Raw genomic sequence first — 25,995 nt, 5'->3', positions numbered from 1 at the left:
AGCCTCGTACACTGGCCGGTTCCGACCGCAGTGGCACGATTCCTGATTGGCATGATTCCGGGTCGTCCACCGGGAACCACTGAACAGGCATGGTGCCAAATCTGCGGATCCTCATCGTCGATGCAAACCAGGTTCGGGCCGCCATCATCGAGGACGGCCTGCGGGACGCAGGCTACCAGCACCTCATCCGCGTCTCGGTGACCACCGGGCTGGTCGCGGCGATAGAGGCTCACGATCCCGATGTCGTCGTGATCGACCTGGAGGACCCCAGCCGCGACGCGCTGGCCGACATGTTTCTGGTGAGCAAGCACATCCGGCGGCCGATCACCATGTTCGTGGACCAGTCGGACTCCGCGTCGATCGAGGCGGCGGTGGAAGCCGGCGTGTCCGCCTATATCGTCGACGGGCTGAAGAAGGAGCGGATGCAGCCAATCCTGCAGACCTGCATCAGCCGCTTCAACGCCTTCCGCAAGCTGCGCGAGGAACTCGACGACGCCCGCTCGCAGCTGGAGGACCGCAAGACGATCGATCGCGCCAAGAGCATCGTCATGCGGCTGAAGGGCCTCTCGGAGGAAGAGGCCTACGCGCTGATGCGCCGCACCGCGATGAACGAGAAGAGAAAACTCGTCGACATCGCCCGCTCCCTCATCACCGCCGCGGAGATGCTCAAATGACGACGCTGCACCTGCGGGTCGGCTTCATGCCGCTGGTCGATTGCGCGCTGGTGGTGCTGGCGAAGGACGAGGGCTTCGCCGAGGCCGAAGGGCTCAATCTCGAACTGGTCCGCGAGGTCTCCTGGTCGAACCTCCGCGACAAGCTGAACGTAAGGCTGTTCGACGCTGCCCATATGCTCGGACCCGCCGCCATTGCCGCGACGCTGGGTATCGGCGGGGTGAAGGCTCCGATGGCGGTTCCGATCGCGCTCAACCGGGATGGCGCCGCGATCACCCTGTCGCTGCGGCGTTTCGAGGAATTGTCGCGCCTTGCCGATGGCGACCTGGCCGATACCGCCGTCTCGGCCCGGGCGCTCGCCGCCATGGTCGCGCGCCGCAAGGCCTCCGGCCTGCCTCCCCTGACATTCGCCGCGGTCTTCGGCTTCTCGATGCATATCTACCTTCTGTGCGAATGGCTGGAGAAGGGCGGGCTCAAGCTCGGCGAGGACATCCGCTTCGAGGTGGTGCCGCCGCCGCAGACCGTGGAAGCACTGGCCAGCGGCCGGGTCGATGGATTCTGCGCAGGCGCGCCCTGGAATTCGGCTGCCGTGGCCGCGGGTGTCGGCGCGATGGTGCATGCCAGCGTCGATCTACGGCGCAACTGTCACGACAAGGTCCTGGCCTGGCGTGCCGACGACGTGGAGCGACGCCTCGCGGCGGTCTCAAAGCTCGGCACAGCACTTCTCAAGGCGAGCGATTGGGCCTGTCACCCCGAGAATTTCGGCCGCATGGCGCATCACCTCTCGGCCCAAGACCGGCTCGCCCTCCCCGCCGCGCTGATCGAGCGCATCCTGCATGGGGAACTGATCCAGGGCGCCGATCGGCCACCGCGCCTTATCGACCGCTTCATCCGCTTCGACCGGGAGGCGCTGCGCCCCGATCCGGACGATGCCGGCTGGGTGCTCGCGGGCATGGAGCGCGCAGGCCAGATCGTCGCGCAGCCGCAGATGCAGGAGATCGCCCGAGGCGTATTCCTCCCCGCCTCTTTCGAAGGCATTCTGGCAGCCAATCGGATCATGCCCAAAGAATAGGCGAGTGCGCCTCTCTTGTGCGACGCAACAAGGCGCTCGTGCGGGAGGAGCGGCGAGCCGGAAACTCGCAAGCTGTTGCAATTCAAAGCTCCAGCTGAGGTGAGCCAGTTGGCACGGTCCTTGTAAGGCTTACTGCGACGCGGCCAATGCTGCCCGCGCCGCCCCTGATCCGGAAGATACAGCAACGTCGCTGTCGGAATGCGCCTGCCAAGGCGTCTTTCGCGCGGCGTTTTTCGCGTTCGGGCTGGTGCGGAACGAGTGGCTTTCCAGCAACCGAGAGGCGACCGATGACGAACACCACCGATACCGGCATCAGCCAGGCCGCTTCGAAGCAGGCCAGCCCGAGCCGCCGCCGTTTCCTGCAGCTGTCCGGCACGGCCGGGCTGCTCGCGGCGACGAAGGCCGCCCTGCCCTCCGGCGCCTTCGCGCAAGGAGCCGGTCCCGAGGTCAAGGGAACGCGCCTCGGCTACATCGCCCTCACCGATGCCTCGCCGCTGATCATCGCGAAGGAGAAGGGCCTCTTCGCCAAATACGGCCTGCCCGACATGGACATCTCCAAGCAGGCCTCCTGGGGCGCGACGCGCGACAACATGGCGCTCGGCTTCAAGAACAACGGCATCGACGGCGGCCACATCCTGCGGCCGAAGACGCATCTCTATTCGACCGGCAAGGTGATGCAGAACGGCCAGCCCCTGCCGATGTACACGCTGCTGAACCTCAACGAGGACGGGCAGGCGATCTCGGTCTCCAACGAGTACAAGGACCTCAACGTCCAGAAGGATTCCTCGCCGCTGAAGCAGGCCTTCGAGCGCAAGAAGGCGGCCGGCAAGGAACTCACCGCCGCGATGACCTTCCCGGGCGGGACGCACGACCTCTGGATTCGCTACTGGCTCGCCGCCGGCGGCATCGATCCCGACACCGACATCAAGGTCATCACGGTGCCGCCGCCGCAGATGGTGGCGAACATGAAGGTCGGCACGATGGATTGCTTCTGCGTCGGCGAGCCCTGGAACGAACAGCTCGTCAACCAGAACATCGGCTACACCGCGCTGACGACCGGTGAGCTCTGGTCCCGCCATCCCGAGAAGATCCTCGGCATGCGCGCCGACTTCGTCGATGCCAATCCGAGGGCGACGCAGGCGATCCTGATGGCCGTGATGGAGGCCCAGATGTGGGCCGACAAGATGGAGAACCGCCAGGAGCTCGCCGAGATCGTCGGCCGGCGCCAGTGGTTCAACGTCCCCACCGGCGACATCAACAAGCGCCTGCTCGGCGACATCAACTACGGCAACGGGCGCGAGGCGAAGGGCACCAATCTCTACATGAAGTTCTGGGGCGAAGGCGGCTCGACCTCCTATCCCTGGAAGAGCCTCGACACATGGTTCGTCACCGAGAACATCCGCTGGGGCAAGTTCGAGCCGACGATCGACATCAAGGCGCTGGTCGACAAGACCAACCGCGCCGATCTCTGGCGCGAGGCCGCGAAGACGCTCGGCGTCGCCGGCGCGCCGACCGCGGATTCCCGCGGCGTGGAGACCTTCTTCGACGGCGTGACATTCGATCCCGCCGCACCGCTCGACTACCTCAAGGCACTCAAGATCAAGCGGGTGGCCTGAACCATGGCCGAGCCCCTGATCATCGTCGGCAACGGCATGGCCGCGACGCGGCTGGTCGACGAGCTCAGCCAGCGCGCGCTCGGCCGCTATTCCGTCGCGGTGATCGGGGACGAGCCGCGGCTTGCCTATAACCGGGTCCTGCTCTCGCCGCTGCTGGCGGGCGAGATCGGCGAGCCGGACATCGAACTCAAGCCGGCCGCATGGTGGGGCGCGCGCGGGGTGTCGACCTTCTACGGCCGGCCAGTCGAGGCGATCGATCGCGCGGCGCGGACGGTCACGCTCCAGGGCGGGCCGACGCTGCCCTATGGCAAGCTCGTGCTCGCAACCGGCTCGACACCGTTGCGACCGCCGTTCCCAGGGGGCGAACTCAAGGGCGTCGTCACCTTCCGCGACACCGCCGATGTCGGGACGATGCGAGCCTATGCCGAAAGCGGCGCGCGCATCGTCGTCATCGGCGGCGGACTGCTCGGGCTCGAAGCCGCCTATGGTCTGGCGCAGGCCGGGGGCGAGGTCACGCTGCTGCACCTCGTCGATCGGCTGATGGAACGCCAGCTCGACCATGAGGGCGCCGGGCTGCTCGCCGCCGCGATGGCGGCGCGGGGCATCGATGTGCGCCTGAGGGCGGAGACGAAGGGCTTTGCCGGCAACGGCCATGTCGAGGCGGTCGAGCTGGCTGACGGCACGACGATCGCCGCCGATCTCGTCGTCATCGCCATCGGCGTGCGTCCGAATACCGGGCTCGCCCGCGCTGCCGGTCTCGGCACCAATCGCGGCATCCTCGTCGATGACGGCCTCGCCACCGACGACCCCGCCATCTTCGCCATCGGTGAATGCGCCGAGCATCGCGGCCTCGCCTACGGGCTGGTCGAGCCGGCCTATGAGCAGGCGCGGGCGCTCGCCTTGCGGCTTGCCGGCCGCGAGGGCGCCTATCGGGGTTCGCTGCTCTCGACCAATCTCAAGGTGTCCGGCGTCGGCGTCTTCTCCGCCGGCGAGTTCGAGGGTGGCGTGGGCACCGAGACGGTGGTGCTGCGCGATCCCGCTGCCGGGGTCTATCGCAAGTTCGTGCTGCGCGATGGCAGGCTCGCCGGCTGCGTGCTCGTCGGCGATACGCAGGGCGCGCTGTTCTATCTCGGCCTGATCCGCTCGGGGCAGGACATCAGCGCGATCCGCGCCGAACTGCCCTTCGGAGAAGGCTACTGCATCGGGGAAGCCGCCTGATGCGCCACGACGCTCCCCTCTCCCCAACCGCCGTACGCACGACCTGCCCCTATTGCGGGGTCGGCTGCGGCGTGCTGGCGACTCCGGACGGGCTGGGAGGCGCAGCCATCGCGGGAGACACGGATCATCCGGCCAATCGGGGACGGCTCTGCTCCAAGGGCTCGGCCCTCGGCGAGACGCTGGGGCTCGGCAGCCGGGTGCTGCATCCGCTGAAGCGGAACGCCGCCGGGGACTATGACAGGGTCGGCTGGGGTGAGGCGCTCGACGCCGTCGCCGCGGGGTTGCGGTCGATCGCCGACGAGCACGGCCCCGAGGCGATCRCCTTCTATCTCTCCGGCCAGCTCCTGACCGAGGACTATTACGTCGCCAACAAGCTGATGAAGGGCTTCATCGGCTCGCCCCATGTCGACACCAATTCGCGCCTGTGCATGGCCTCGACCGTCGCCGCGCAGCGCCGGGTCTTCGGCTCGGACACGGTGCCCGGCGCCTATGAGGATTTCGACAGCGCCGACCTGATCGTCCTCGTCGGTTCCAACACCGCCTGGTGCCATCCGATCCTGTTCCGCCGCATGCAGGACAATCGGCGGCAGCGCGGCGCACGCCTCGTCGTGCTCGATCCGCGCGTCACCGCCACGGCTGATGACTCCGACATGGTGCTGGCGTTGAAGCCCGGCTCCGACGCCGCGCTCTTCGCGGGGCTCCTTGTCCATCTCGCCGATCGTGGCCTCATCGACCGCACTTACGTCACGCGCCATGTCGCGGGCTTCGACGAGGCGCTAGCCAATGCGCAAGAAATCGCGCCCGACATCGCCGCCGTTTCCGCCGCCACCGGCCTCTCCGAGGAGCGGATCGCAGCTTTCTACGACCTCTGGGCCAGCACGCCGCATGTCGTCACCGCCTGGAGCCAGGGCGTCAACCAGTCGGCACAGGGCACCGACAAAGTCGCGGCAATCCTGCACTGCCATCTCGCCACCGGCCGGATCGGCCGCCCCGGCTGCGGCCCCTTCTCGCTGACCGGTCAGCCCAATGCGATGGGTGGGCGCGAGGTCGGTGGGCTCGCGAACATGCTGGCCGCCCATATGGGCTACGCGCCCGAGGAGATCGACCGCATCCGCCGCTTCTGGAGGGGGCCGAACATGGCCCGCCGCGAGGGGCTGAAAGCCGTCCAGATGCTGGATGCCGTCGCGGAAGGCCGCATCCGCGGGATGTGGGTGATGGCGACGAACCCCGCCGTCTCCCTGCCGCAGGCCGACAAGGTGCGCGCCGCGCTCGCCGGGCTCGACCTCTTCATCGTCTCCGAGAACGTGCTCTCGAACGACACGCTATCAGCCAGGCCGCACTACATCCTGCCGGCGGCGGCCTGGGGCGAGAAGGACGGCACCGTCACCAATTCCGAACGCCGCATCTCCCGTCAGCGTGCCTTCCTGCCGCTGCCGGGTGAGGTGAAGCCGGATTGGTGGATCGTCTGCGAGGTCGCGAAACGGCTGGGTTTCGGCGAGGCGTTCGCTTACGCAGGGCCTCACGAAATCTATGCCGAGCACGCGGCCCTCTCAGCCTTCGAAAACGACGGTACGCGCGACTTCGACATCGGCGCCCATGCCAGCCTCGATCACGCGGATTACGATGCGCTCCAGCCGGTACAATGGCCCGTGCCGGCGCATCGACCCAAAGGCACGGCAAGGCTCTTCGCGGAGGGAGGCTTCTTCGGCCCCGCACGCCGCGCGCAGATGCGCAGGCTCGCGGTACCGAAGCTCGCCTCCGAAACCAGCGAGGCCTTCCCGCTGTTGCTCAACACCGGCCGCGTCCGCGACCACTGGCACACGATGACCCGCACGGGCCTGAGCCCCCGGCTCAGTGCCCATATCGCCGAGCCCTCCGTCTCGGTCCATCCGGCCGACATCGCCCGCTTCGGGTTGAATGAGGGCGGTTTCGCGCGCATCGCCGGAGTGCAGGGCAACGCAGTGCTAAAGGTGGTCGCGGACAAGGGCGTCGCCCAGGGATCACTTTTCGCGCCGATCCATTGGTCCGGGGAAACAGCCTCCAACGCCCGGATCGGGGCATTGACGCAGCCGCTCTGCGATCCCTTCTCCGGCCAGCCCGAGATGAAGGCGACCCCGGTTTCCATGGCGCCGGTCACCTATCGCTCCGAGGGCTTCGTCCTGTCGCGCGAACCCTTTGCCCTGCCGGCCGGGAGCTGGTGGGCACGGCTTGCCGTGCAAGGCGGCGAAGGCCGGCTTTTCGCCACCGACGCCGCCATCGACACGATAATGGCGCTCATACGCGACCGTTTCGGCGCCGAGGGGCTGACCGAGCTGATCGACCGTGACGGCGGCAGCTATCGCTGCGCCGTGCTGCGCGAGGGCCGGCTCGCGGCCGCGCTTTTCCTTGCGCCCACGGGCTGCGCACCGCTCTGGGACACGGTCAAGACCGCCTTCGCCGATCCGACAGCGACCGTGGAGAGCCGGTTCGCCCTGCTCTCCGGGCGCCGCCCCGGCGGGCCTGACCCCGGACCGACCGTCTGTGCCTGCTTCGGCGTGGGCCTGAATGCGATCCGCGCTGCCTTCGAGGCCGGCGCCGCGACGGCCGAAGAGATCGGAATTCAGCTCAAAGCGGGGACCAATTGCGGGTCCTGCCTTCCCGAAATCGGCCGCATCGGCGCGCAGGCACGCGCGAGCGAAGCGGCATGACGCACGCGACGGAACAGCTCGGTCAGAGGAGAGACTGGAACATGGCTCAGCCTGCCTTGAAAAGCACGATCGCGGGCGCGACGGTGGTCGCGCTCCCGGGCAAGACGCCGGACGTGGTGGCCTTGCCGGCCGGGCGCTCACAGCCCTTCGCGGCGAAACTTCTTCCATGGGGAAAAAGCGCCCTCGTCAACCTGCTGCCGCCCCTGATCACGGTCGCGCTGATCCTGCTGTTCTGGCAGCTCGCCGCGCACGGGCCGCAATCCTCGCTGCCGCCGCCTACGAAGATCTGGGAGGAGGCGAAGGACCTGATCACCGAGCCGTTCTACTGGGCGGGCTCGCAGGATATCGGGTTGGGCTGGCGCATCCTCGTCTCGCTGCAGCGTGTCGCCATCGGCTTCAGCCTGGCAGCCGTGGTCGGCGTGCTGCTCGGCACGCTGGTCGGTCAATCCGTCTGGGCGATGCGTGGCCTCGATCCGGTCTTCCAGGTGCTGCGCACCGTGCCGCCGCTCGCCTGGCTGCCGCTTTCGCTGGCCGCCTTCCGCGACAGCCAGCCCTCGGCGATCTTCGTGATCTTCATCACCGCGATCTGGCCGGTGATCATCAACACGGCAGTCGGCATCCGCAACATCCCGCAGGACTACCGGAACGTCGCCAAGGTTCTGCGGCTGAACCAGATCGAGTTCTTCTACAAGATCATGGTGCCCTCGGCCGCGCCCTACATCTTCACGGGCCTGAGGATCGGCGCCGGCCTGTCCTGGCTCGCCATCGTCGCCGCGGAGATGCTGACCGGCGGCGTCGGCATCGGCTTCTTCATCTGGGATGCGTGGAACTCCTCGCGCCTGTCCGACATCATCGTGGCCCTCGTCTATATCGGCGTGGTCGGCTTCCTGCTCGACCGCCTCGTCGCTCTCGTCGGCCATGTCGTCACCCGCGGCACCGCGACGAATTGAGGGCGAAACGATGAGCTATCTCAAGATCGACCATGTCGACAAACGCTTCCAGCGCGGCACCGCCACGACGGAGGTCCTGAAGGACATCAGCCTCGTCATCGACAAGGGCGAGTTCGTCTCGATCATCGGCCATTCCGGCTGCGGCAAGTCGACCTTGCTGAACATCATCGCGGGGCTCACCCCCGCGAGCACCGGCGGCATCCTGCTGGAAGGCAAGGAGGTCAATTCGCCGGGGCCGGACCGGGCCGTGGTCTTCCAGAACCATTCGCTGCTGCCCTGGCTCACCGTCTACGACAACATCGCGCTCGCCGTGAACAAGGTCTTCGGCCGCGTGAAGAACCGGGCCGAGCGGCATGACTGGATCATGCACAAGCTCGATCTCGTCCAGATGGCCCATGCGAAGGACAAGCGGCCCGGCGAAATCTCCGGCGGCATGAAGCAGCGCGTCGGCATCGCACGCGGACTTTCCATGGAGCCGAAGATCCTGCTGCTCGACGAGCCCTTCGGCGCGCTGGACGCGCTGACCCGCGCGCATCTGCAGGATTCGGTGATGCAGATCCATGCCGCGCTGGGAAACACGATGATCATGATCACCCATGACGTCGACGAGGCAGTGCTGCTCTCCGACCGGATCGTGATGATGACCAACGGCCCCTCCGCCCGCATCGGCGAGGTGCTCGACGTGCGCCTCGCCCGGCCGCGCAAGCGCCTCGAGCTTGTCTCCGACCGCACCTACATCGCCGCTCGCGAGGCGGTGCTGAGGTTCCTCTACGAGCGCCACCGCTTCGTCGAAGCCGCCTGAGGAAGCCAGTCATGACCCCCGACCAGGTTTCCGAGATCAGGGCGAGCTTCTCCAAGGTCGCCCCCATTGCCGAACAGGCCGCCGCCTTGTTCTACGGCCGCCTGTTCGAGATCGCGCCCGAAGTCCGCCCGCTGTTCAAAGCGAGCGACATGAAGGAGCAGGGCCGCAAGCTCATGGGCACGCTCGCCGTCGTGGTGAAGGGGCTCGACGACCTGCCCGCCCTGATGCCGGCGGTGAATGCGCTGGCGGTCAAGCACAACGGCTATGGCGTGACCGCGGCCCATTACGCGCCGGTCGGCGCGGCGCTGCTCTGGACGCTGGAGCAGGGGCTCGGCGAGGGCTTCACCCCTGCCGTCAGGGACGCCTGGACGAATGCTTACGGCACCCTGTCCGGCGCGATGATCGCGGCTGCCGGCCAGAACACAACGGCCTGATCCGTCAGCCGGAGCACAATGATGAGTGACGATTTCACCCCCGACCAGAAGCGCTATCTCGAAGGTTTCACGAGCGGCATGCAGTCGGCCCGCACGGCGCGCGGGCTGGGGCCGCTCGGCGGTACGCCCGGCGCGGGCGGCAAGGCCGCGCCCTCGGGGCCGGATAAGGAGCATCAGGAAGCGCAGGCAAAGACCGTCGCGGCCGGCGGGAAGCTCGTCGATCAGGAGAAGTGGAAGGCGGCCGAGCATCCCTTTGATGCCTATGCTCGCTTCAAGGACCAGGCGAATGCCGGCATCTATCCGAAGCCTGAGGACAATTTCCGCTGGCGCTATCACGGCCTGTTCTATGTCGCCCCGGCGCAGAACAGCTATATGTGCCGCCTGCGCATCCCCAACGGCATCCTCAAGGCCTGGCAGTTTGCGGGCGTCGCCGATCTCGCCGAGACGCTTTGCGGCCCGTACTCCCATGTCACCACCCGCGCCAATCTGCAGGTGCGCGAGATCCCGGCCGAGAACGCGGCTGCGCTCCTGGAAGGCCTCGCCGATCTCGGCCTCACCGCCAAGGGCTCGGGCGCCGACAACATCCGCAACGTCACGGGCTCGGCCACGGCCGGCATCGACCCGCTCGAACTGCTGGATACCCGGCCGCATGCCCGCGCCTGGCACCACCACATCCTGAACGACCGCTCGCTCTACGGGCTGCCGCGCAAGTTCAACGTCGCCTTCGACGGCGCCGGCTCGATCGCGACGCTGGAGGACACCAACGACATCGGCTTCCAGGCGATCGAGGTCGGCGAGGGCGCCGTCTTCGAGGGCCAGCCGGTCGAGCCCGGCATCTGGTATCGCCTCGCGCTCGGCGGCATCACCGGCCACAAGGACCTCGCCCGCGATACCGGCGTCATCGTCGCCCCGTCCGACGCGATCGCGGTCTCGGACGCGATCGTCCGCGTCTTCATCGCCAACGGCAACCGCACCGACCGCAACAAGTCACGTCTGAAATATGTGCTCGACGCCTGGGGCTTCGAGACCTTCCTGAAGGCGGTCGAGGAGAAGCTCGGCCGCAAGCTGGTCCGGCTCGATACGGCCTTCGTCAAGCCGCGCCCGGTCTATGATCGGCTCGGCCATATCGGCGTGCATGCGCAGGCGCAAGCCGGCCGCAACTGGATCGGCGTGGCGCTGCCGGTCGGCAAGCTCACCGTCCAGCAGATGCGTGTCATCGCCTCGATCTCGCAAGCCTGCGGCGATGGCGATATCCGCCTCACCGTCTGGCAGAACCTGCTGATCTCGGGCGTGCCGGACAGCAAGGTCGAGGACGTCATCGCCAATCTCCAGGCGATCGGCCTCTCGGCGGAGACCTCGATCCTGCGTGCCGGGCTGATCGCCTGCACCGGCGCCACGGGGTGCAAATTCGCCGGTGCCCACACCAAGGAGGATGCGCTGGCGATCGCCGCCCATTGCGAGCCGCGGATCACGCTGGATACGCCCGTCAACATCCACCTGACCGGCTGCCACAACTCCTGCGCCCAGCATTACATCGGCGATCTCGGGCTGATCGGCGCCAAGGTGCCGGTCAGCGACGAGGGCGACACGGTGCCGGGCTATCACGTCTTCGTCGGTGGCGGCTTCGGCGTCGAGGGCGGCATCGGCCGCGAATTCCGCACCGATGTGAAGGCGGAAGACGCGCCGGCGCTGGTCGAGTCGATCCTGCGTGCCTGGCAGACGCATCGTGCCGCGCCCGACGAGAGCTTCGTCGCCTTCGCCCGCCGCCACGAGATCGAGGCGCTACAGGCGCTGGTCGCGCAGACGGGAGAAGCGGCATGACCGTCCAGACTGCCAATCCGATCGTCCAGGTCCTGCCGGAGACCGCGCCCTTCAGCGAGGAACAGCGCTCCTGGCTGAATGGCTTCTTCGCCGGCCTGCTCTCGCTCGACAATGCCGGCGTCACCGCGCTGTCGCCGGCCGAGAATGCCGCCGTGATGGGCGAGGCCGATGACGGCGCGCCCTGGCACGATCCGTCGATGGAGATGGCCGAGCGCATGAAGCTGGCCGAGGGCAAGCCATTCCCACGCAAGCTCTTTGCCGCGATGGCGCAGCAGGATTGCGGCCAGTGTGGCTATGTCTGCGAGACCTATTCGGCTGCGATCGCAGACGGCAAGGAGCCGCGGCTGAACCTCTGCGCGCCCGGCGGCAAGGATACGCTGCGGATGCTGAAGACGCTGACGGAGGAGGCGGGTTCCGCCCCTGCCGCCGCTCCGGCCGAGGATGCTCCGGCGGAGCCGCTCGGCCCGCTCGGCCGCTGCCGCGAGAACCCGGCCTTCGCCACCTTCCTGTCGCGCCGCAAGCTCAATGGCGAGGGTTCCGAGAAGGAGACCTGGCATGTCGAGTTCGATCTCACCGAATGCGGGCTCGACTACATCGTCGGCGACGCTTTCGGCATTGTCGCGCAGAACGATCCGCGTCTGGCGGATGCGGTCATCGCGCTGCTCGGCGCCCGGCCAGACGCGATCATCGACGGCAAGAGCCTGCGCGACATCCTGATCGCCGACCGCGCCCTCGGCCCCGCGCCCGACGCGCTGTTCCAGCTGATCTCCTATGTCACCGGCGGAGAGACCCGCACCAAGGCCAAGCGCCTCACGACCGGCGAGGATCCCGATGGCGATCTCGACCGCCTCGACGTGCTCGGCACGCTGCACAAATTCTCGCAAGCCAGGCTCTCTGCTGAAGCCTTCGTCGAGGCGCTCGATCCGCTGCAGCCCAGACTCTACTCGATCTCATCCTCGCATGTCGCGACGCCCGGCCGCATCACGCTGACGGTGGACATGGTGCGTTACAAGATCGGCACCCGCCCGCGCTGGGGCGTGGCGTCCACCTTCCTGGGCGAGCGCGTGCGTCCCGGCGACAAGGTGCCGGTCTATGTCCAGCGGGCGCATGGCTTCGGACTGCCGGCCACCCCCGAGACCCCCGTCATCATGTGCGGCCCCGGCACCGGCGTCGCGCCGTTCCGCGCCTTCCTGCATGACCGCAAGGCGACGAAAGCCTCTGGCAGGAATTGGCTGTTCTTCGGCCATCAGCGCCGCGCCAGCGATTTCTTCTACGAGGAGGAGCTCAACGCAATGAAGCAGGAGGGAGTGCTGACCAACCTCACCCTTGCCTGGTCGCGCGACGGCACCGACAAGATCTACGTCCAGGATCGCATGCGCGAGCGCGGGGCGGAACTCTTCGCCTGGTTGGAACAGGGCGCGCATTTCTATGTCTGCGGCGATGCCAAGCGCATGGCCAAGGATGTCGAGCGCGCCCTGGTGGATATCGTCGCCGAGCATGGCGGGCGCTCGAGCGACGAAGCCGTCGCCTATGTCGCGTCCCTGCGGAAGCTGGGGCGCTACCAGGCCGATGTCTATTAGCAGACGCCGGTTCGCACGGATCGAAAGGACGCTGCCACGATGATCAACCCCTGACATCGGACAGTCGATCGAGGCGCCGACGCTGCAAATGTGAAATGTCGCGCAAGATGGAATCGGGAACGAAGCGCGTTCGGCCGCGACGGCATGGGGCACTCTCGATGGTCTCGCTGCCACTGCCAGAGCGACATGCCGGCGCGTTCATCGCCCCGCGCCTGAAGCTGCCCATCGTGCCCTTGGTAATCCTCCAGCGTTGCGATCTCGGCACGATCGTTGCACGATCGAGGCTCTCCTGACGACCGGATCGGATCTTGGCCCGTACGGACCTGCGCAATTCGTCCCGCTACTGGCGCGACCCTCGGGTTCCGGGCCTGAGTTGTCTCGTCGCCGACTTCACCAGCCACGACTACGCGCCCCACAGCCACGAGGCCTTCGTCGTTGCGGTGACAGAGGTCGGCTGCGCCGAGTTCAAGAGCCGGGGACGGAGCGACGAAGCCCGAACTTCGACGCTGCTCGTGTTCAACCCTGACGAGCCTCATTCCGGACGGTGGGCCGGAGCGAACGCTGGCTCTATCGCGGGCTCTATCTGACACCATCCGCGATCGAGACGCTCAATGCCGCGCTCGGGCTCGACGCGACGGCCTATTTCTGCCGCAACACCTTTCACGACGCCGATCTGATCGAGGCCTTCCTCGGATTGCACCGCGTTCTCGACGACGGCAACGATCCTTTCGAGGAGCGCGAGTTGCTGCTGCGCAGTTTCGGAACCCTGATCCGGCGCCACGCCGCAGGCGAGCCCAGTCTTTCGCTGCCGGCGCGCGATGCCAGCAAGGTGACCCATGTCCGCGATGTCATGCGCGAACGTCACATGGAGGAGCTCACCCTGGAGGAGCTCGGCGCCTCGGTCGGCCTCACTCCGTTCCAGTTGATCGCGGTGTTCAAGCGCACCACGGGCCTGACGCCGCACTCATATCTGACACAACTGCGCCTGAGGGCTGCGATCGCCGCGCTTGGCCGCGGCACGAACATCGCCGCCGCGGCCCTCGATGCCGGCTTCTACGACCAGAGCGCGCTGACGCGGCATTTCAAGCGCAGCTACGGCATCACCCCGCTGCAATGGGTGCGCGCGACCGCCGGCTGATCCCCTTTCTCAATTTTCGCCAATAGCCGCGCGGTTCAACGCGCCAATCTCGTCCTCGAGCAGATGCCCTGTCGGCACTGCGGAAAGGATGAGACGCATGTCCCGCTATTTCTGCCTCGACAATCCGGAGGTCCCGACACTCGCGACTCATGTCGTCGAGGCGGGGCCGGGCTGGGCGGTTCTCGCGGAAAGCCCGTTCTATCCGGGCGGCGGCGGGCAATTGCCCGATCGCGGCGCGCTGGCGTGGGCCGGCGGCGAGGTGGCGGTCGCCGGCTTCGAGAACGAGGGAGGCCGGTTTCGGCACCTGCTCGCCGACCCCGTCGAACTGCCGGCCGGCCCCGTGGAAGCCCGGGTCGACCCGGCTTTTCGCAAGCTGATGCGTGCGCTCCACACGGATCTGCACATCGTCAACGCGGTGGTCTTCCAGGGTTTCGACGGCGCGCTCGTCACCGGCGTCCAGATGAACGAGGACGGCACGGCGCGCATCGATTTCGACCTGCCGGATGCCGACAACGACCGCCTGCGCGCGATTGAGGAGCCGGTCAACGCGCTCATCCGGCAAGACCTCGCCGTCCGGCAGGACTATCTCCCCGAGGCCGCGGCCTTCGCCGAACCGGGGTTGATCCGCTCGCGCTCGGTCGCCCCGCCGCCGACCGCGGATGGGCAGGTGCGCATCGTCGAGATCGTCGGGCTCGACCGTCAGGCCTGCGGCGGCACCCATCTCGCCACGACCGGCGGTTCGCCGCCGATCCGCATCCTGAAGATCGACAACAAAGGCCGCCACAACCGGCGCCTGCGGATTGGCCTCGCAGGCACTCCGTGAGGCCGGCGATGTCGATCCTCGGGCGCCTCTGGGGCCAGCCGCTGTTGCTGCTTCCCTTGCCGCCCCTGTTCTGGGCCGGCAACCTCGCGCTCGGACGGGCGCTCGCAGACTCGTTCCCGCCGGTCTCGCTCGCGGTCGGACGATGGCTCGTCGCGCTCGCCTGCCTGGCGCCCTTCGTGCTCGGCGCGCTCAGTGCGCAACGGCAAGCGCTCTTTCGCGCCCGCTGGCTCGTCCTGGCCTGCGGCGCCTTCGGCATCGCCGGCTACAATGCGCTCGGCTATCTCGCCCTGCAGAGCGCCCCCGCTGCCAGCGTCGCCTTCCTCAACTCGACCCTGCCGCTGATGGTGCCGCTGGCGGCTTTCGCGCTCGGGGTCGAGCGCGTCTCGGCCCGCACGCTCGCCGGCGTCGCCATCTCCTTCGCGGGTGTGGCGTGGATCGTCGCGCGCGGCGAGCCGTCGACCCTGTCGCGGCTGGGCATCAGCGGCGGCGAGCCGCTGGTCTTGGTCGCGGTCGCCAATTACGCGGTGTACTCGGTGCTGCTGCGCCGCCGCGCCGCCGATCTCGATCCGCTCGTCTTCCTGGCGGCGACGATGGTGGCGGGGCTTTTCGTGCTGCTGCCGTTCTGGATCTGGGAACTGGCGCGGGGCGCGACAATCCCGACCGGGCCCGGCCCGCTCGCCGCCGTGCTCTATATCGGCATCTTCGCCTCGCTGCTGGCCTTCGTCATCTGGAACCGCTGCGTCGCAACGCTGGGGCCGAGCGTCACCGGGGCCTCCTTCCACCTCGTCGCCCTGTTCACCGCCGTGCTCGCCTTCCTGCTGCTGGGCGAGCCCGTGCGTCCGTTCCACTTCGTCGGCGCCGCGCTGATCCTGTGCGGCTTCGGCCTCGCGGCGACCAGCGGCCGGCCTTCCGCCTCCCGCCCCTCCGGAGCCCTCAAATCATGACCGTCTTCTCCCATGAGTCCTTCGCCGATCACGAGCAAGTGGTGTTCGTCTCCGACGAGGCCGAACTCTACCCGCCCGCCATGCGCCCGACCGGCCTGTCCATCGCCTATAATCTCGCAGTCACCGTTTTCGGCGGGTTCGCGCCTTTCATCACCACCTGGCTGATCGTCCAGACGGGAAGCGCCCTCGCGCCGGCCTGGTACGTGATGCTGGCAGCCGCTATCAGCCTGAGCGCCTTGATGATGGGCCGCAACTTGCTGAAGGAGAGCTTCGGCCGCTGATCGGGGCAGCGGCACCAATCCGACGGACGGCAGATCGCGTTGAAGCGTCCGCGTATCGACGCCTGCGATGTCGGCGCAGTTCGGCGACATCGCAAGCTGAAGGGCCGGCCTCCTGATCCTGCCGTAGCGCAAAGAACCTGGGTAACGCCCGAGCGAGGATGAGCCCGATCCTTGCAGCAGGGACCGGGCTCGTTTCCGAATCGGCAAGTGTCGTTATTGCGTTTGAACGGCCTCGCCGATCTTCGACGAGCTGTCACAGCCGCAACCCGCCTTGCCCTGCGTTTTGGCGGAAGCGTCGTCGACGCAGCAGGCGTCCGAGCCGCCCGGAGCCGGACCTCCGCAGCAACCGCCCGTGCTTTCAGGCGCAGCCGTGCATACGCCCGTTTCCGGCAGAACGAGCTGGACATCGTCGGCCGCCGCCATGTCGCTAGCGATTGCGGCAACGACCGACCGGACCTGCTCGTAGCCGGTCAGCATCAGGAACGTCGGCGCGCGGCCATAGCTTTTGATCCCCACGGTGTAGAAGCCCGGCTCCGGGTGGGACAGCTCGCGATGCCCGTGCGGGGGCACCGAACCGCAAGAGTGCAGGTTTGGATCGATCATCGGGCCGAGCGCCTTTGCGCTCTCCAGCCACGGATCGAGCTCGATGCGCAATTCACGGGTCAATGCCAGATCGGGACGCTGCCCCGTACACACCACGATCTGGTCGACGGACCCGACCGTGCGAAGGCCATCAGGCGTCTCGCCATCGAGAACGAGTTGGCCGCTCGCCTCGCGCACCGCGGTGACTGCGAAACTGGCGACGAGCTCGATGCTGCCCCCTTCGACGAGCTGCCGCAGCCTCTGCCCCAGGTCGCCTCGTGCGGCGAGCTGATCGTTGGCGCCGCCGCCATAGACACGGGACAGGTTGTTGCCGCGGGTCAGCCAGATCGCTTTGGTGGCAGGTTCGGTGGCCGCGAGCGTGGTCAGGTCGAGCAGGACGTTTGCGGCGGAATGCCCGGCGCCGACGACGACCGTGGTGCGCCCGGCATAGCGTGCCCGGTCGCGGCCGAACACATCCGGGATGCTGTAGGCGATCCGATCGGCAAAGGTCTCCTCGCCTTCAGCAGCGATGCCACCTGCTCCGAGCGGGTTTGGTGACGTCCAGGTCCCCGAGGCGTCGATCACCGCCCTCGCGAGCTCGCGGCGGACGCGCCCTTCGGCGTCGACGATCGTCAGCTGGAAGGGGCGCAGCTCACGGTCACGGCTGACCACCTTATCGACGCCGCGCCGCCCGATGCCCTTGACGCGCGCTCCATACTCGATGACCGGCGCCAGCTCAGGCGTCTGCGAAAGCGGAGCAAGGTATTCGCCGACGAGGTCGGCGCCCGTCGGATAGACCGTTGCGTCAGGCTCCCGCCATCCTGCCTTCTCCAGCAGCGAACGCGCAGCCGGACCGACATTGTAGGCCCACGGCGAGAAGAGCCGAACATGACCCCAATCGCTGACGCTCGCGCCAGCCGCAGCGCCGGCTTCGTAGACCTTCACGGCAAGGCCGCGAGCGATGAGGTTGGCCGCGGCGGCAAGGCCGACAGGGCCGGCGCCGATGACGGCCACAGGCAGTTTCATCATGACACTATATCCCGTTATTCTAGAAGGACGGAATTATAAGGCAAATAGAAAGCCGCTCACGCGGCCCGATCGGATGGCAAGCAGGCTTCATCGGCGCAGCATTCGTCCGCGAGGAAGCCCAGCAAGGCGGTCATTGCAGGGTATTCGGCTCGGCAGATCAATGTCGTGGCCTGCCGCTCCTGTGAGACCAATCCGTTGTGCACGAGGCGCTGAAGATGGTGCGAGAGGGTCGAGGCGGGAATGCCCAAACGCTCCTGCACCTGGTTGACCGGCAGGCCGCCATGGCCGGCACGGACGAGGACCCGGTAGAGTTCAAGGCGGGTCGGATTACCGAGCGCCTCAAGCTGTTTTGCTGCTTCTTCGACTTTCATGGAAATAGACTGCGCCGCTCTTGAGAAGCCGTCAAGCCATATTTCGACAATTATCGAATCATTCGGCGGCCTGCGCCTTTCGAACTCTGCTTCCGCGCTCGTACCAGCCTTTCGACCCGTTCACGATCCAGACCACGGTGAGCATGGCGGGAACCTCGATCAGCACGCCAACGACGGTGGCGAGCGCCGCGCCAGAGTTGAAGCCAAAGAGACTGATCGCGGCAGCGACCGCCAGCTCAAAGAAGTTCGACGCGCCGATCAGCGCCGATGGACCGGCGACGCAGTGCTGCTCGCCGGCAACCCGGTTCAGCAGGTAGGCGAGACCGGCATTGAAATAGACCTGGATCAGGATCGGCACCGCCAGGAGCGCGATCACCATCGGCTGCGCCAGGATCTGCTCGCCCTGAAAACCGAAGAGCAAGACGAGGGTGGCGAGCAGCGCCACGAGGGAGGCCGGGCCAAGCCGGCCGAGCAGGCGATCCAGCGCCGCCTGCCCGCCGCCCGCCAGAACACGACTGCGGACGACTTGTGCAACCATCACCGGGATCACGATGTAGAGGATGACGGAGAGAATGAGCGTGCCCCACGGCACCGTGATCGCCGACAGGCCGAGCAGCAGTCCGACGATCGGGGCGAAGGCGACGACCATGATCGCGTCATTGAGCGCGACCTGGCTGAGCGTGAAATGCGGCTCGCCTTTCGTCAGATTCGACCAGACGAAGACCATGGCGGTGCAAGGCGCCGCCGCCAGGATGATGAGCCCGGCAATATAGCTGTTGATCTGGTCGGCCGGCAGCCAGGGCCGGAACAGCCAGGCGATGAAGAGCCAGCCCAGCGCAGCCATCGAGAACGGCTTCACCGCCCAGTTGATGAAGAGCGTGACGCCGATCCCGCGCCAATGCCTGCCAACCTGTCCAAGTGCCGCGAAGTCGATCTTCAGCAGCATGGGAATGACCATCAACCAGATGAGCACGGCCACCGGCAGGTTGACCCTGGCGATCTCGGCCGCACCGATCGCATGAAACAAGCCGGGCATGACATGCCCGAGCGCGATGCCGACGACGATGCACAGTGCGACCCACACCGTGAGGTAGCGTTCGAAAGTAGACATGTGGCCTCAGGCGCCGTTTGCGCGGTTGCTGGCGCCTTCCAGCGCGCCGATCTGCCGAATGCGCTGTGCCAACGCCATCGCGTCGAGGCTGGCGACCGGCAGTGCGAGAAGCACATTGATGCGATTGCGCAGGTAGCGCAGCGCCGTCACGAAGGCGCGCTCGCGCTCGATCTCGGTGCCTTCGACATTCGAGGGGTCTTCGATGCCCCAGTGTGCGGTGATCGGCTGCCCCGGCCAGAAAGGGCAGGCTTCGCCGGCCGCCTGGTCGCAAACCGTGATGACCATATCCATGACCGGTGCGTCAGCCGCCGCAAACACGTCCCAGGTCTTCGAAGACAGGCCCATGGTCCCGATGCCCTCGGCCTCGAGTGCCTTGAGCGCCAACGGCTTCGGACCGGGACCACCTTCACTACCGGCGGAAAAGGCGCGAAAGCGACCCTCGCCAAGATGATTGAGCAGAGCTTCCGCCATGATCGAGCGCGCGGAGTTGTGAGTGCAGAGAAAGAGCACGTTGTGAACGCGGTCAGGCATCGGTTGTGACCTTTGTAGGACAGCAAGGGCTGAGTTCGGCCAGCAGTGGCGCGCAGATCTCCGCGCGGCCGCCGCAGCAATCCTTGAGGAGGAACGCGACGACGGAACGCAGGCCATCGAGGTTGGCCCGGTAGACGACGGAGCGGCTGAAGCGCTCTGAACGGATAAGCCCCGCTCGGCTCAGAATGCCGAGATGCGACGACATCGTGTTGTGCGGGACATTCAGGCGCCGGGCGACCTCGCCGGCAGGCAGGCCCTCAGGCTCGGCCGTTACCAACAGGCGAAAAACATCGAGGCGGGTGCCCTGCGCCAGGGCGGCCAGCGAAAGGATGACGTGTTCATTTTCCATATGTCGAGACTTATCGACATAATAGCGGCAAGGCAAGACGACTTTACGCCAGCGCTCGGATTGGCAACCTGATCAGGTTTACGAACGGCAGGCTCGCCTCTGTTCCCCGTCGAAGTCAGCAGCCGGGTCAGCCGGCTGCTCGAAGGTAGCACTGCGCCATGAGCGGCACTTGGAACGCCGCCCAAAAGCAGACCTGCGCTGCGCGACCGGGTCAGGACGTGAGCGGGTCCATCCAAGGCATTTGAAGGACAGTGCCTGGCGATGGGATTAGGCCCAAGGCGGCTTCCGAGGAGTGGTCCCGTCAGCCCCGTTTTTCCTATCGGCAGATGCACTCACCTTCCGCCCAGCGCACCAACGTCAGAGCCAAAGTCAAAAAGACTGCTCGATCAGCGGCTCACGAAAATGCGGGCGGCAGCAGTGGCTCGGGATCGCCATCGAACTGCTACAGCGCTCACATGCGCGATGCAGACGACCAGCGCCCCATCTCCCGAAACAATGCTGACGCTGCTCCGCCGATGGTATCGGCTGCGAGCGTGCCGAGCAGCCCTGCACGGATGGGAGGTTTACCAGCGCCGACCATAATGCCCGACAACTGGTCGGTTATTGTAATATGCGGCGCGACCGATGGCGGCACGCCGATTCTGATAGGCGTAGTGCCGAACGACCGGCCGGCCATAATAGCCTCGGCCGTAGTAGCCGCGGCCATAGTAGCCGCCACCTCCATAATAGGTGGGAGCCGAGGTGTTGTAGTAGACGGCTTGCGGATAGCCGGTGACGGTTGCGGGTTGGCAGTATTCGCTGCCGCTATAGATGGTGCGGTAGGAGGTGGTGCTGTAGCCGCCATTGCCATAGTAGCCGTAGGTAGGCTGTGCTGCGTAGCCATAACCATAGGCAGGCGCTGTTGCGAGCGCCCCCGCCACGAACCCGATCCCGGCTGCGACGGCCCGGCCGCCATAGTAACCACCTCGGTATCCGCCGTAGTACCCGCCTCGATAACCTCCATAATAACCGCCTCGGTAACCTCCGTAATAACCTACCCCGATACCACGTCGGTATTGGGCTTCGGCGTCACTCGATGTGAGGGCAAAACAACCAAGGCCGATTAAGGCGGCGACATGTATGGGAAGCAGCTTGGTCATAGCTTCACCTTTACAAAGCCCGCCACCAGATCGCTGTCGCGCGGCTGACGGACCTGATCCGCGCGGCATCTCGATGAAATCCTTAACGCCTCGTTATAGAGTGTTTACTCTGATGAGTCCTGATCTGAGTTCCTGATCGCGTGAGATTGACGAAAGGTCAGGCGACAAACGATGGCGTTGCGGGGCCACTTTATCTAGCCGGCCGCCAACCACACCAAGGCCTGCGCTTTTTCCCCAGACGGGAATTGCCGAATTTCTGCCGCTACGAAGTGCTTCGCTATATGCGGCATGATTTGAAGGAGCTCGCTGTCCGTAACTATGGCGATACGAGCGATTTTGCGGTGATGATCCTTTACGAAACGAAGGTGCGATACCAATGCGCCGAAGCTTTCCCAACCCGGGAAAGCCTTCGCGAGCAGCATCAGCCCGGTAAGTCGACCACTGGCTGCGATATACGGGTCGATCTCCTCCGATAGTCTCTCAAAATCGGATTGTCCGAGCGGTCCATGCGGCGACAGAATGGCAATTCCCTCGTCGCGTCGCAGTTCGATTTCGATCATGTGCCACCCAACTGTCGTCTCAGAAATTCTCATCCCGTCGAAGTTGCTGAAGCGCAGCAGACCTATCCCCGCTTCACGCAGCGCCGAAACGAAACTGGGTCCCGCCTGGATTCCGGTGAGCCCCACGAAGGCCGCCAGCCCGAGCGTCGTCATGAGGCCCACCGCATCCGGGGGAATCCGCTGGGCGGCGAGCTGCTGAACCCACGCTACTTGGGAAGGCAGTCGACATTATAGGCGATGATGATTTCGCCGGGGCCGCCCTTGCCGATGCTTCTCAGGTCTTCCAAGCCGCTCTTCAGTTTGGTGCCTGCTTCTTTCAAGCTTTCTTCCAGCTTTGACTTGGCCACTTTGCATCGATCTTCGCTCGAGAATTCCTGAAATACGACAGTCGGCATCAACCTCCATTCCGCCCTGTCGTTGGAAGCCGCAGGATTGACCGAGTAAGAGAAGACATACATCAGAATCCACATAGGCCTGCTCCCGCTTCAATGGGCTGACCGACTCCGCGGCCGCCGCCTGGTCAATCAATCGTTTTCAGTATCTCACGAGCGAGGCGGTCCAGATGGTCGCCGCCGAGGTGGGCCGGCGGGAAACCGGAGCGAATGGATCGAGACGGAAGCTAAGCCGACACGGACACCTCCAAATGCCAGCAGGGCCAAGCGTCGCCGCCGGCGAGGATTTCTTTGGGAGGAACTGCCGCCGGCAGCGCCCCAATAAAGGGGCCATTCAGCGCGTGATCAGAGCAGCGATCAATCCGGGCGACAATTGACCTTAGGGACAGGGCGGACGCTGGGCAGCGCATCGGACCTTCGCGATCGACGCTGTCGCGCGGCACGCCGAACGGGCGGCGGAACTGCCGAAGCTCCCCTTGCGCAGGTGTGGAGATCGCGGTCGTGGCCGCAGGCAAACTCGGAGCGCCTGAAGGTGCCATCGCTGCGCCGCGTTTTGTCGAAGGTCGGGATATGCGGCTGGATCCCACGCTCATGAACCAACCAGGCAAGGTTCTCTGCCGAGCCATGCGGTCGACGCAATCTACCGACGATGGGTTTGGAGGCCAATGGACCGGCCCGGACAGCCAAGCGCGCGAACCGGTTATCACATCCGATCTGATCGGATGGTTCGGCCATTGTTGCACGGTCTCGGAGGGGCAAATGGTGCCGCAAGAGGGATTCGAACCCCCGACCCCCTCATTACGAATGAGGTGCTCTACCAGCTGAGCTATTGCGGCAACGGGTGGCGCTGTACCAGCCGGCGGGGTGCTTGGCAAGCCGTGACCGGCACTCCCGCGCAGCCATCCGCGGTCTTTTCAGTCCTTGCGCAGCTTCTCCGTCTCCGGCTTCTCCTGGCCGAGCGCGACGATGCCGCGGCGGATGGCGCGGGTGCGGGTGAAATGCTTGTGCAGCGTCTCGCCGTCGCCGTAGCGGATCGCGCGGGTCAGCAGCGCCAGGTCCTCGTTGAAGCGGCCGAGCATCTCCAACACCGCCTCCTTGTTGTGCAGGAAAACGTCGCGCCACATCGTCGGATCGGAGGCCGCGATGCGGGTGAAATCGCGGAAGCCGCCGGCCGAGAATTTGATCACCTCGGACTGGGTCACCGCCTCCAGATCCTCGGCCGTTCCGACGATGTTGTAGGCGATGAGATGCGGCAGGTGGCTGGTGACGGCGAGCACCAGATCATGATGCTGGGCGCTCATCACCTCCACGAGCGCGCCCATCCCCTCCCAGAACTGGCGCGTTCTGGCGATTGCCGCGGGGTCGGTTCCCTCGGGCGGGGTCAGGATGCACCAGCGGTTGAGGAAGAGGCTGGGGAAGCCGGCATCGGGGCCGGAATTCTCCGTGCCAGCGACAGGATGGGCCGGGACGAAGGAGACGCCTTCCGGCAGATGCGGCAGCACGGCGTCGACGACCGAGCCCTTGACCGACCCGACATCGGAGACGATCGCGCCCGGCTTCAGCTCGGATGCGATCTCGGCAGCCACCGAGCCACATGCGCCGACGGGAACGCAGAAGATGATGTGATCGGCATCGCGGGCTGCCTCCGCCGCTGTGTCAGTGACGGCATGGCCAAGGCCGAGCTCTCGCGCCCGCTTGCGGACGGCCTCGTCGCGATCGGCCAGCACGATCGTGGCGGCGAGGTTCAGCTCCTTCGCCGCGCGCGCGATCGAGGAGCCGATCAGCCCGATACCGATGATGGCGAGACGAGCGAAGACCGGTTCGGAGCGACGCGGCGCGAAGCTTTCCGCCATTTCGATCAAGCCTTGAGGAAATCGGCGAGCGCGGCGACGACGAGGCGGTTCGCCTCCTCGGAGCCGATGGTCATGCGCAGCGCATCCGGCAGGCCATAGCCGCCGACGGCGCGCAGGATGAGGCCGCGCTGAGTCAAGAAGGCGTCGGCCTCCTTCGCGGTCTTGCCGGGCGTCTTGGTGAAATGGATCAGGACGAAATTGCCGACCGAGGGGGTGACGGTGAGGCCGAGCTTCTCCAACTCGGCCGTCGTCCAGGCCAGCCACTTCTCGTTGTGCTCGAGCGCGGCGGCGACATGGGCCTCGTCGGCGACGGCGGCGGCTCCCGCCTCGATAGCGGCGCCGTTGACGTTGAAGGGGCCGCGGATGCGCTCGAGTGCGTCGATGATATGGGCCGGGGCATAGATCCAGCCGATGCGGAGATTGGCGAGGCCGTAGATCTTCGAGAAGGTGCGGGTCATCACGACATTCTCGCTCTCAGCGACGAGCTCGATGCCGGAGGCGTAGTCGTTGCGGCGGACATATTCGGCATAGGCCGCGTCGAGAACGAGCAGGACATGCGGCGGCAGGCCGGCCTGCAGGCGCTTGACCTCGTCGAAGGGCAGATAGGTGCCGGTCGGGTTGTTGGGGTTGGCGAGGAAGACGATCTTCGTCTTCGGCGTCACCGCCGCCAGGATGCCGTCGACATCGGCCATGTAGTTCTTCTCGGGCACGACGACCGCCTTGCCGCCCATGGCAAGGATGGCGATGCGATAGACCAGGAAGCCGTACTGGCTGTAGATGCCCTCGTCGCCCGCGCCGAGATATGCCTTGGTGACGAGCTCCAGCAGTTCATCCGAGCCGTTGCCGCAGATGATCCGCGCGGGATCGAGGCCATAGCGGCCGGCGATCGCCTGCTTGAGCTTGCTCGACGTGCCGTCGGGATAGAGCTCCAGCTTGGCGGCGAGGCCCTCAAAAGCGGCAATCGCCTTCGGGCTCGGGCCGAGCGGGGTCTCATTGGAGGAAAGCTTGTGCAGCTTCACGCCGGCAGGCGCGGCCGACTTGCCGGGAACATAGGCCTCGATGTCGAGGACGCCGGGACGGGGAACGGGGCGGGAAGCGCTCGTCATGGTGATGGACCTTGCAGCGGAAAGCAGTACCGAGCCCGCTCAGCGGGCGGATTTGACGGCGAAGCGGGCGGCGTGGCTGCCAACCTCGGAGAAGTCGCTGAGACCGGCCGGCGCCAGCGCATTGCGGATAACGGCTTGGTCGACCTCGCCGGAGGCGGCCACCAGCAGCGAGAGATGCGAACCATCGGCGGCCGAGGCCGAGACCTCGGCCAGATGTTCGGCGAGGCCGTGTCGCAACGCCTCCGACCAGCGCTCGACGCGGGCGGCGTAGAGCACGATCTCGCGTACGGCGGCATCGGTCAGCGGCTTGGCGATGCAGTAAACCGGCGTGCCGGCCGGATGGTCCGGCCGCTCGATGAAGGGCAGGCGCGCGATGATCTTCGGCCGGTCAGGCCCGATCAGGTCGCGCCACCAGATGCCGGCGCTGGCACCCTGGTCCATGCGGAAGATACCGAGATCGCCGGCCGACTCCGCCACGGTGCGGATGACCGCACGCGCATCTTCATGCGGGACGAAGGGCACGGTGAAGCCGAAATGGAAACGGGCGGAATCCCGCATCGCCGCATCGCCGCCGGAGACGTCGGCATGGACGGAGTAGTTCGCCTGCACATAGGTGAAGGTCGCGATGATGATGCGCCAGATACTCTCGACCGTGTCGAGCGGCAGCAACCCCTTATGCCTCAAGGCGAGGCGCTTCATCATGTCGGCCTCGCGGCCGGGGCGGAAGGCGGAGCCGGAAGCCTGGGTCTTCTTGACCGAGATCAGCGTCTCGATGATCTGCGAGCGCTCCATCAGCAGCGCATGCATCTCGCTGTCGATACGGTCGATCCCGGCGCGCAGGTCGGCGAGGGTCGTGGGGGCGGCTTCGGTCATGGGCAAGGACGCGCTTTCCGGCAAGGCCACGCTCCTTAGCGCCCCGGCGCGGCCTTGGCAA

26 protein-coding genes, 1 tRNA gene and 1 pseudogene are annotated in these 25,995 nt (G+C 66.3%); 15 read left to right on the top strand and 13 right to left on the bottom strand.

The window, feature by feature from the left end:
• Positions 1–89: 89 nt before the first annotated feature.
• The 15 genes from AC1DVA_RS01015 to AC1DVA_RS00945 all read left to right on the top strand — a co-directional run bounded on the left by AC1DVA_RS01015 (position 90) and on the right by AC1DVA_RS00945 (position 16,038).
• Positions 90–674, top strand: a complete 585-nt coding sequence (locus tag AC1DVA_RS01015) for an ANTAR domain-containing response regulator (protein WP_265052085.1) — start codon at positions 90–92, stop codon at positions 672–674.
• On the top strand, positions 671–1,744 hold the full coding sequence (locus AC1DVA_RS01010; protein WP_476804678.1) for a CmpA/NrtA family ABC transporter substrate-binding protein: 1,074 nt from the start codon (positions 671–673) through the stop codon (positions 1,742–1,744). The genes AC1DVA_RS01015 and AC1DVA_RS01010 overlap by 4 nt, the downstream gene beginning before the upstream one ends.
• Before the next feature lie 287 nt (positions 1,745–2,031).
• Positions 2,032–3,360, top strand: coding sequence for an ABC transporter substrate-binding protein (locus AC1DVA_RS01005; protein WP_476804677.1), 1,329 nt, complete (start codon positions 2,032–2,034; stop codon positions 3,358–3,360).
• Positions 3,361–3,363: 3 nt separating this feature from the next.
• Complete coding sequence (locus AC1DVA_RS01000) at positions 3,364–4,578, top strand: NAD(P)/FAD-dependent oxidoreductase (protein WP_476804676.1); 1,215 nt, start codon at positions 3,364–3,366, stop codon at positions 4,576–4,578.
• Positions 4,578–7,265 carry a molybdopterin-dependent oxidoreductase gene (locus AC1DVA_RS00995; protein WP_476804675.1) on the top strand — a complete coding sequence of 896 codons (2,688 nt, stop codon included), beginning with the start codon at positions 4,578–4,580 and terminating at the stop codon, positions 7,263–7,265. The genes AC1DVA_RS01000 and AC1DVA_RS00995 overlap by 1 nt, the downstream gene beginning before the upstream one ends.
• Positions 7,266–7,306: 41 nt before the next feature.
• Positions 7,307–8,215 (top strand): nitrate ABC transporter permease, encoded by a 909-nt coding sequence (gene ntrB / locus AC1DVA_RS00990; protein WP_476804674.1) that lies wholly within the window; start codon positions 7,307–7,309, stop codon positions 8,213–8,215.
• A gap of 10 nt (positions 8,216–8,225) precedes the next feature.
• A complete protein-coding gene (locus tag AC1DVA_RS00985; protein WP_476804673.1) occupies positions 8,226–9,017 on the top strand; it encodes an ABC transporter ATP-binding protein in 792 nt (263 codons plus the stop codon).
• Between the two features lie 11 nt (positions 9,018–9,028).
• A complete protein-coding gene (locus AC1DVA_RS00980) occupies positions 9,029–9,451 on the top strand; it encodes a globin family protein (RefSeq protein ID WP_476804672.1) in 423 nt (140 codons plus the stop codon).
• Between the two features lie 21 nt (positions 9,452–9,472).
• Entirely contained in the window at positions 9,473–11,272 is a 1,800-nt protein-coding gene (locus tag AC1DVA_RS00975; protein WP_476804671.1) for a NirA family protein, read from the top strand.
• On the top strand, positions 11,269–12,852 hold the full coding sequence (locus AC1DVA_RS00970) for a sulfite reductase subunit alpha (protein ID WP_476804670.1): 1,584 nt from the start codon (positions 11,269–11,271) through the stop codon (positions 12,850–12,852). The genes AC1DVA_RS00975 and AC1DVA_RS00970 overlap by 4 nt, the downstream gene beginning before the upstream one ends.
• 308 nt (positions 12,853–13,160) lie before the next feature.
• Positions 13,161–13,439 carry an AraC family ligand binding domain-containing protein gene (locus AC1DVA_RS00965; RefSeq protein WP_476804669.1) on the top strand — a complete coding sequence of 93 codons (279 nt, stop codon included), beginning with the start codon at positions 13,161–13,163 and terminating at the stop codon, positions 13,437–13,439.
• The gene (locus AC1DVA_RS00960; RefSeq protein WP_476804668.1) at positions 13,397–13,990 is read left to right on the top strand and encodes a helix-turn-helix transcriptional regulator; all 594 of its coding nucleotides are present in this window, start codon (positions 13,397–13,399) and stop codon (positions 13,988–13,990) included. Before AC1DVA_RS00965 ends, AC1DVA_RS00960 begins: the two co-directional genes overlap by 43 nt.
• 97 nt (positions 13,991–14,087) lie before the next feature.
• Positions 14,088–14,813 (top strand): alanyl-tRNA editing protein, encoded by a 726-nt coding sequence (locus tag AC1DVA_RS00955; RefSeq protein ID WP_476804667.1) that lies wholly within the window; start codon positions 14,088–14,090, stop codon positions 14,811–14,813.
• 8 nt (positions 14,814–14,821) lie between these two features.
• On the top strand, positions 14,822–15,757 hold the full coding sequence (locus AC1DVA_RS00950; protein ID WP_476804666.1) for a DMT family transporter: 936 nt from the start codon (positions 14,822–14,824) through the stop codon (positions 15,755–15,757).
• Positions 15,754–16,038: a hypothetical protein gene (locus AC1DVA_RS00945; protein ID WP_476804665.1), complete on the top strand. Its 285-nt coding sequence runs from the start codon at positions 15,754–15,756 to the stop codon at positions 16,036–16,038. Before AC1DVA_RS00950 ends, AC1DVA_RS00945 begins: the two co-directional genes overlap by 4 nt.
• A gap of 213 nt (positions 16,039–16,251) precedes the next feature.
• On the opposite strand, the gene AC1DVA_RS00940 is transcribed toward AC1DVA_RS00945, so the two are convergent.
• The 13 genes and pseudogenes from AC1DVA_RS00940 to AC1DVA_RS00880 all read right to left on the bottom strand — a co-directional run bounded on the left by AC1DVA_RS00940 (position 16,252) and on the right by AC1DVA_RS00880 (position 25,934).
• Positions 16,252–17,646: an FAD-dependent oxidoreductase gene (locus tag AC1DVA_RS00940; protein ID WP_476804664.1), complete on the bottom strand. Its 1,395-nt coding sequence runs from the start codon at positions 17,644–17,646 to the stop codon at positions 16,252–16,254.
• A gap of 59 nt (positions 17,647–17,705) precedes the next feature.
• A complete protein-coding gene (locus AC1DVA_RS00935; RefSeq protein ID WP_265052070.1) occupies positions 17,706–18,020 on the bottom strand; it encodes an ArsR/SmtB family transcription factor in 315 nt (104 codons plus the stop codon).
• 58 nt (positions 18,021–18,078) lie between these two features.
• Positions 18,079–19,131 (bottom strand): ACR3 family arsenite efflux transporter, encoded by a 1,053-nt coding sequence (gene arsB, locus AC1DVA_RS00930; protein WP_476804663.1) that lies wholly within the window; start codon positions 19,129–19,131, stop codon positions 18,079–18,081.
• Positions 19,132–19,137: 6 nt separating this feature from the next.
• On the bottom strand, positions 19,138–19,662 hold the full coding sequence (locus AC1DVA_RS00925; RefSeq protein ID WP_476804662.1) for an arsenate reductase ArsC: 525 nt from the start codon (positions 19,660–19,662) through the stop codon (positions 19,138–19,140).
• Positions 19,655–20,011, bottom strand: coding sequence for an ArsR/SmtB family transcription factor (locus tag AC1DVA_RS00920; RefSeq protein WP_476804769.1), 357 nt, complete (start codon positions 20,009–20,011; stop codon positions 19,655–19,657). The genes AC1DVA_RS00925 and AC1DVA_RS00920 overlap by 8 nt, the downstream gene beginning before the upstream one ends.
• Positions 20,012–20,574: 563 nt before the next feature.
• Positions 20,575–21,150: a hypothetical protein gene (locus AC1DVA_RS00915; protein ID WP_476804661.1), complete on the bottom strand. Its 576-nt coding sequence runs from the start codon at positions 21,148–21,150 to the stop codon at positions 20,575–20,577.
• Between the two features lie 194 nt (positions 21,151–21,344).
• Entirely contained in the window at positions 21,345–21,863 is a 519-nt protein-coding gene (locus AC1DVA_RS00910) for a SpoIIAA family protein (RefSeq protein WP_476804660.1), read from the bottom strand.
• Positions 21,864–21,916: 53 nt separating this feature from the next.
• Complete coding sequence (locus AC1DVA_RS00905; protein WP_265052066.1) at positions 21,917–22,180, bottom strand: hypothetical protein; 264 nt, start codon at positions 22,178–22,180, stop codon at positions 21,917–21,919.
• A gap of 393 nt (positions 22,181–22,573) precedes the next feature.
• Positions 22,574–22,729 (bottom strand): annotated as a pseudogene (locus AC1DVA_RS00900) (IS5/IS1182 family transposase); the annotation flags it as partial.
• Between the two features lie 133 nt (positions 22,730–22,862).
• Positions 22,863–22,938 (bottom strand) — tRNA-Thr (locus AC1DVA_RS00895).
• A 78-nt stretch (positions 22,939–23,016) separates the two neighbouring features.
• Positions 23,017–23,955 carry a prephenate/arogenate dehydrogenase family protein gene (locus AC1DVA_RS00890; RefSeq protein ID WP_476804659.1) on the bottom strand — a complete coding sequence of 313 codons (939 nt, stop codon included), beginning with the start codon at positions 23,953–23,955 and terminating at the stop codon, positions 23,017–23,019.
• 5 nt (positions 23,956–23,960) lie between these two features.
• Complete coding sequence (hisC, locus tag AC1DVA_RS00885; RefSeq protein WP_476804658.1) at positions 23,961–25,061, bottom strand: histidinol-phosphate transaminase; 1,101 nt, start codon at positions 25,059–25,061, stop codon at positions 23,961–23,963.
• Between the two features lie 39 nt (positions 25,062–25,100).
• On the bottom strand, positions 25,101–25,934 hold the full coding sequence (locus AC1DVA_RS00880) for a chorismate mutase (protein WP_476804657.1): 834 nt from the start codon (positions 25,932–25,934) through the stop codon (positions 25,101–25,103).
• Between the last annotated feature and the right edge of the window lie 61 nt (positions 25,935–25,995).

The sequence above is a fragment of the Allobosea sp. P4_C6 genome, assembly GCF_056402015.1.
Note: the sequence above shows the minus strand (reverse complement) of the source record. Positions and strands in the feature narration are given on the sequence as shown.

Bases quoted from the DNA above. Each gene is read 5' to 3' on its own strand.
- hisC (WP_476804658.1), bottom strand. From the start codon at position 25,061: ATGACGAGCGCTTCCCGCCCCGTTCCCCGTCCCGGCGTCCTCGACATC.
- AC1DVA_RS00880 (WP_476804657.1), bottom strand. From the start codon at position 25,934: ATGACCGAAGCCGCCCCCACGACCCTCGCCGACCTGCGCGCCGGGATC.
- AC1DVA_RS00910 (WP_476804660.1), bottom strand. From the start codon at position 21,863: ATGACGACGCTCGGGCTGGCGGCCTTCGTGGGGCTCACCGGAATCCAG.
- AC1DVA_RS00890 (WP_476804659.1), bottom strand. From the start codon at position 23,955: ATGGCGGAAAGCTTCGCGCCGCGTCGCTCCGAACCGGTCTTCGCTCGT.
- AC1DVA_RS00915 (WP_476804661.1), bottom strand. From the start codon at position 21,150: ATGACCAAGCTGCTTCCCATACATGTCGCCGCCTTAATCGGCCTTGGT.
- AC1DVA_RS00975 (WP_476804671.1), top strand. From the start codon at position 9,473: ATGAGTGACGATTTCACCCCCGACCAGAAGCGCTATCTCGAAGGTTTC.
- AC1DVA_RS00985 (WP_476804673.1), top strand. From the start codon at position 8,226: ATGAGCTATCTCAAGATCGACCATGTCGACAAACGCTTCCAGCGCGGC.
- AC1DVA_RS00920 (WP_476804769.1), bottom strand. From the start codon at position 20,011: ATGGAAAATGAACACGTCATCCTTTCGCTGGCCGCCCTGGCGCAGGGC.
- AC1DVA_RS01010 (WP_476804678.1), top strand. From the start codon at position 671: ATGACGACGCTGCACCTGCGGGTCGGCTTCATGCCGCTGGTCGATTGC.
- AC1DVA_RS00980 (WP_476804672.1), top strand. From the start codon at position 9,029: ATGACCCCCGACCAGGTTTCCGAGATCAGGGCGAGCTTCTCCAAGGTC.
- AC1DVA_RS00905 (WP_265052066.1), bottom strand. From the start codon at position 22,180: ATGTGGATTCTGATGTATGTCTTCTCTTACTCGGTCAATCCTGCGGCT.
- AC1DVA_RS00955 (WP_476804667.1), top strand. From the start codon at position 14,088: ATGTCCCGCTATTTCTGCCTCGACAATCCGGAGGTCCCGACACTCGCG.
- AC1DVA_RS00935 (WP_265052070.1), bottom strand. From the start codon at position 18,020: ATGAAAGTCGAAGAAGCAGCAAAACAGCTTGAGGCGCTCGGTAATCCG.
- AC1DVA_RS00970 (WP_476804670.1), top strand. From the start codon at position 11,269: ATGACCGTCCAGACTGCCAATCCGATCGTCCAGGTCCTGCCGGAGACC.
- arsB (WP_476804663.1), bottom strand. From the start codon at position 19,131: ATGTCTACTTTCGAACGCTACCTCACGGTGTGGGTCGCACTGTGCATC.
- ntrB (WP_476804674.1), top strand. From the start codon at position 7,307: ATGGCTCAGCCTGCCTTGAAAAGCACGATCGCGGGCGCGACGGTGGTC.
- AC1DVA_RS01005 (WP_476804677.1), top strand. From the start codon at position 2,032: ATGACGAACACCACCGATACCGGCATCAGCCAGGCCGCTTCGAAGCAG.
- AC1DVA_RS01000 (WP_476804676.1), top strand. From the start codon at position 3,364: ATGGCCGAGCCCCTGATCATCGTCGGCAACGGCATGGCCGCGACGCGG.
- AC1DVA_RS00940 (WP_476804664.1), bottom strand. From the start codon at position 17,646: ATGAAACTGCCTGTGGCCGTCATCGGCGCCGGCCCTGTCGGCCTTGCC.
- AC1DVA_RS00950 (WP_476804666.1), top strand. From the start codon at position 14,822: ATGTCGATCCTCGGGCGCCTCTGGGGCCAGCCGCTGTTGCTGCTTCCC.
- AC1DVA_RS00945 (WP_476804665.1), top strand. From the start codon at position 15,754: ATGACCGTCTTCTCCCATGAGTCCTTCGCCGATCACGAGCAAGTGGTG.
- AC1DVA_RS01015 (WP_265052085.1), top strand. From the start codon at position 90: ATGGTGCCAAATCTGCGGATCCTCATCGTCGATGCAAACCAGGTTCGG.
- AC1DVA_RS00925 (WP_476804662.1), bottom strand. From the start codon at position 19,662: ATGCCTGACCGCGTTCACAACGTGCTCTTTCTCTGCACTCACAACTCC.